This is a genomic window from Armatimonas sp. (genome assembly GCF_031410135.1).
Classification (GTDB): Bacteria; Armatimonadota; Armatimonadia; order Armatimonadales; family Armatimonadaceae; genus Armatimonas.
In genome coordinates, this window is record NZ_JANNYP010000853.1 from 1 (window position 1) to 4,329 (window position 4,329).

The 4,329-nt window shown below is 59.9% G+C and carries 3 protein-coding genes; 1 reads left to right on the forward strand and 2 read right to left on the reverse strand.

The window, feature by feature from the left end:
• The first annotated feature begins 46 nt into the window (after positions 1-46).
• Positions 47-913 carry a permease-like cell division protein FtsX gene (locus tag RMO15_RS30680; RefSeq protein ID WP_309722241.1) on the forward strand — a complete coding sequence of 289 codons (867 nt, stop codon included), beginning with the start codon at positions 47-49 and terminating at the stop codon, positions 911-913.
• Here the strand turns inward: RMO15_RS30680 and RMO15_RS30685 are convergent.
• On the reverse strand, positions 888-3,395 hold the full coding sequence (locus RMO15_RS30685; RefSeq protein WP_309722244.1) for a prolyl oligopeptidase family serine peptidase: 2,508 nt from the start codon (positions 3,393-3,395) through the stop codon (positions 888-890). The two genes, RMO15_RS30680 and RMO15_RS30685, sit on opposite strands and share 26 nt — an antisense overlap.
• 213 nt (positions 3,396-3,608) lie before the next feature.
• Positions 3,609-4,277, reverse strand: a complete 669-nt coding sequence (locus RMO15_RS30690; RefSeq protein ID WP_309722247.1) for a formylglycine-generating enzyme family protein — start codon at positions 4,275-4,277, stop codon at positions 3,609-3,611.
• Positions 4,278-4,329 lie beyond the last annotated feature (52 nt).

Genomic DNA, 4,329 nt, shown 5'->3' on the forward strand with positions numbered 1-4,329 from the left:
GCACCCTCGCTCGCGACGAAGCCGAAGGGGCTTATGGGTACGCCTCGTGACACGTGCATTTACGTTTCTCTTTCGTGAGGCACTGATCAACCAGCGGCGGCATGGCCTGATGACCGTGGCGGCCATCACGACCATTGGAGTGGCGCTTACTCTGGTCGGATCGTTCTATCTCACGTTCTCCCAGCTCCGCACCATGAGCCGGCGCACGGTAGACGCCTTCGAGATGCGTGTCTTCTGTCGGCCTGAGATCACCACGGAGCGGCTGAAAGAGACTGAGGTAAAGCTGCGCGCCCTGCCGGGCGTGGCTGAGGTCAGCTATCGCTCGCGGGACGATGCCTTCGCCGATGCGGCAAAGAGCCTCCCCATTGACACGGTCGGTCTCCCCAACCTCATGCCCGACACGTTCGTGATAAAGCTCCGCAGTGCCGAGCAGACCGCCGTCATCGCGAGTGCCATTCGGAGCTGGCAGGGGGATGTCGAGAACGTGGATGTGCCAGAGGAGGAGCTAAAAGTGGTTCTCCGGCTGGCGGACTTTATCCGAAACCTGGGGCTACTGGGCGGAGCGCTCTTGCTCTTTGGTGCCCTCGTGGTGGTCGTCAACACCATCCGCCTCTCGGTATTTTCCCGTCGCCGCGAGATCCAGATCATGAAGATCGTCGGTGCCACCCCCGGCTTTATCCGCCTGCCCATGCTGATCGAGGGGCTGATTCACGGAGTTGTCGGAGGGCTCCTGGCAGCTCTGGCACTGATTGCCTTGCTTCGCTATACGGACACTCTAACCGTCGCGATTCCCTTGCTGGCGAGCTATCTGGAGCCCGTCAACCTCCCTCTTCTGGCGATCTCTCTCGTTTCCGGTGGAGGTTTCCTAGGGGCAACGGGAGCCTGGCTCAGTCTCTCTCGGTACCTGCGCTAAAGCGCTCCGCCCAGTCGAGCATCTCCCACAGGACATGGAGCACGCTCTCACGTGCCCGGTAGCCGTGGCTCTCGTGGGGCAGCAGGGTGAGGCGTGCCGTCGCTCCGTGTGCTTGAAGGGCTTGGTAAAAACGCTCAGACTGAATCGTGTGTGTCCCCGGATTGTTGTCTGCCTGACCATGGATTAGAAGAAGGGGGTCTTTGATCTTATCGGCGTGGGTGAAAGGCGAGAGCTTGTGGTAGATCTCGGGCGCTTCCCAGTAGCTCCGGCGCTCACTCTGGAAGCCAAACGGGGTGAGGGTGCGGTTGTAGGCACCGGAGCGGGCGATCCCCGCGCGAAAGAGTCCGGGGGCGTAGGCAAGGAGATTGGCGGTCATGAACGCGCCGTAGCTATGTCCCCCCACCATCACGCGCTTCGGGTCGGCGATCCCGCGCTTCGTGAGGGTGTTGATGGCCGCTGTCGCCGCGCCGACAAGCTGCTCAGCAAACGTATCGTTCATGGTCTCGGGATCACCCACAATCGGCATGGCGGCATCCATCAGCACTGCCCAGCCGCGCAGGAGAAACCAAAGGGGACTGGTTCCCATGAGCCGAGTGAAGGTCTTGTCGGAGCCACGGACTTGCCCTGCCGTCGCCGCGTCGCTGTACTCTTCCGGGTAGGCCCAGAGCAGAAGCGGCAGGTTGGGCTGGGAGTCCGGTGCGATTCCGGGGGGCAGATAGAGCATTCCCGAGAGCGGAACCCCATCGGCCCTTTCGTAGCGCACTAGCTCTTTGTGAAGCCCCGTGACTCCCGGGTGCGGGTCGGTGTAGTGGGTCAACGCCCTCCTCCCCCCAGCCCCCTCCTCCCAATCCTGGGAGGCAGGATTGGGAGAGGGGGAGTCCAAAAGGGGGGGCTCCTCAAGCTCCCCTCCTCTCCCCTCCTCCCAGGATTGGGAGGAGGGGCCGGGGGAGGAGGGAAAACGGGAGGAGGGGGAGCTTATGTAAAAGTTGGTCGGCTCCGTGCGGCTCTGGCGGCTGGTGAGAAGCTCGTCGCCGATAAAGGCGAGGAACGTCTCAAAGTGCGTGTCGCCGCACTGGAAGACTCGCTCTTTCTCACCGGTACTCAGGTCGAAGGCATCCAGAAACGGACGGTCACCCTCGGGCGTTGCACCACGACCTGCCAGAAAAACACGGCCCTCGCGCGTGTCCATGACCCGCTCGCCCGTGGGCTTTTGGGTCGTGATAAAGCTCCCCGGATTGCCGTAGGCATCGTTGACGGAGAGATCAAAGAGTGTCTTGCGTGCCTCCCAGCTTCCCCACGTAAAGTAATACGTCGTCCGCCAGCGCCGGTCACGGTCGTACTCGGTGACAATGGCGGCGTGCGGGTCATCCGGCCAGTCCCAACCGGCAAACCGATGCGTCAAACGGAAGCTTTCCACCTCCCCCCGCTCGTTCCTCGCGACCCGGGTACCCTCTGGGTGCGGCTTCGCGAAGGGGGTAAGGCTCAGCGTCATTACTTTGTCGCGGTGCTCGACTTTGGCGAGGGGATTGCCACCGTCGAGCGCCTCGACCCAGTGGATCGTGGCGGGGAGATTGGGCTGCCACTGTGCGCCTCGTGGGCCAGTCGGGACACCCTGCTGCGGGACTTCATCGCTGATCGGGAGCTCCGCAATCGTGTGGACAAGCTGGCCCGTCGCTCGCTCCCAGACCTCGGTGCGGCGGGCGAAGAGCTGGTAGGGGACGCGGTAGGAAAATGGTGGGACGAGGCGCGTGACCAGAACAAATTCCCCGCTCGGCGAGGGGCGTGCGCTGGTGGCCAAGACGGGGGGACCAACGTGCGTGAGAGTCTGGGAGAGAATATCGAAGGTCGCCAGCTGAACCGTGGCCAGGTAGGTAAAGAGTGCCTCGTCGTAGGGGCTGGTGAGCAAGTCCTGATAGGTCGCCGCGCGGGTCTGCTTGCCACTGGCCTCCTGGACAATCGGGCCGTCGGGTGCGGTAGGGCGTGTCGGGGCGGCTCCTAAATCCGCGACGAGTGTCAGAAAGAGGGTCTGGTTGTCTATCCACTGGATCGGAGCCGCCAGCATGTCCGAGAGCGAGATTTCTGGCAGAATCTGGGCGGTTGCCGTTGCAACCTCACCGAGTGCTAGAGAGAGCTCCCCGCCCGGATTCTCGACAAAGAAGGCAAAGTACTTTCCGTCATCACTCCAGACCGGCCCACCGGGAATCGCCTCGGCAGGCAGTCCCATCACAGGGCGCTCGCTGCCGTCGGACGTACTCAAAAGCGTCAGGTTGCTATACCGAGTCAGCCGCTGCGTCCCTGGGCGTGTCACATCAAAGCGAACCCCCGCCAGCTTTTCATAGGGCCGTGCAAGATCCGCGATGGGCGGGTACGCCTCGTAGCCAAGCAGCAACAAGTGCGACCGATCTGGGGAGAGCGATGACAGAGGAGTCAGAGGCGCATCGAGCAGGGCAACGAGGTCATCGCCGGGCGTTTGGTAGGGCATAGGAGGGATTCTACCCGACTTTGACGAATGAAAAAGCCATCAGAGCCTTTTCCACGAATCGCTGTACCGCCCGTTGGAAACCAGGGTCTACAATCGCCTTCTGCTGCAAAGCCCGTTCTGGACAGGGGAACCAATTCGGTGGCCCGGAACGGGCTTTGCGGCGCTTTTCGGTCAGTTCGTAATCAGTCCCTAACGCGAAGAACCGACACGAGATTATCGAGAAGCCAGGCGGAAACCAGTATTAGGACTTCCACTGTAGATTCCATTTAGGCCTCTAATAGCACAATGACATTGTTGTGGTAACGCGTTAGAACCACCTCCTCGCATAATTTTGCTAGGACTTATTTTTGACACGAAAGGATCGGTTTGTGGTTCGGATGGATAACGAGCTAACCAATCCCGGCACCATTCCCAAGCATTTCCTGCCATATCATGCATGCCAAAGGGACTTACCCCGGAAGGAAAACTTCCAACCTCAGCGGGACGACGGTTTTCAACGCTGGCAGCATTACGACAGCGTGTCGGATCCCACTCATTTCCCCAAGGATAACGCCGACCATCTCCTCCCGTTGCAGCATATTCCCACTGAGCTTCTGTAGGCAGGGTCAAACCAGCCCAGTTTGCATAATCCATTGCCAAAAACCAGTTACTACCAAAAGGATAGTTATCTTTATAACCTTCGCTGATAAAAAAATCTTTTAGAGGATGGTTGGTTAATCCTACTTCAGCAGCATAGCGGTTAAACTGGCCAATGGTCACCTCATATTTACCCATCCAAAAACCACTGAGAGTCACGGTATGGATGGGCTGACTACCCTTACCCTCAAACGCGTTACCAATCAACTCCTCATCCGTGCCCATCTGGAACGTCCCACCTGGCACCCAGATTAATACGGAGCCGTCTTTAGGATTTGGGTTATGTTACTCAGCCTGT